At 79.1% G+C, this 560-nt stretch carries 1 protein-coding gene; it reads left to right on the top strand.

Annotated features, from left to right (window positions below; translation table 11 throughout):
- Positions 1-19 precede the first annotated feature (19 nt).
- On the top strand, positions 20-560 hold a 541-nt coding region (locus RF638_RS16140), incomplete at its 3' end, for an FAD-dependent oxidoreductase (RefSeq protein ID WP_368842476.1).

Genomic DNA, 560 nt, shown 5'->3' with positions numbered 1-560 from the left:
GAGCGAGGCGGGCTGCCCCGTGACCGTGGTCCACCACGCCCCCTGGGTGATGACCCGCTCCCTCGACGCCCCCGGCGGGGCGCTGCTGGGCCGGGCGCTCGCGGGCGCCGGGGTGGAGGTGGTCTCCGGTGCCCGGGCGCGCGAGGTGCTCCTGGACGGGCAGCGCGCCTTCCGGGGCCTGCTCCTCGAGGACGGGCGGAGCGTGCCGGGCGAGCTGCTGCTGCTGTCGGTCGGCGTCACCGCGCGCACCGGCCTCGCCGAGGGGGCCGGACTGCGCACCGCCCGGGGGATCCTGGTCGACCACGAGCTCGAGGCGGACGTGGAGCGGCGCGTGTTCGCGATCGGGGACTGCGCCGAGGTGCTGTGCAAGGACCTCTCCTGCCAGGTCTGCCCGGGCCGGGAGGGGCTGGGCCCGTCCGGTCTCGTGGGCCCCGGCTGGCGGCAGGCGGAGTGGCTGGCCGCCCGCTTCCGCGCCGAGCTGGACGCCGTGGCCGAGGGCGGCACGGCGGTGCTGGCGCCGCTGACGAGCGGACCGGCCGGCGCGGTGCGGCTGAAGGCGC

This window comes from Kocuria sp. CPCC 205235 (assembly GCF_040980905.1).
Lineage (GTDB): Bacteria > Actinomycetota > Actinomycetes > Actinomycetales > Micrococcaceae > Kocuria > Kocuria carniphila.
This window is presented reverse-complemented; position numbering and strand designations above follow the sequence as displayed.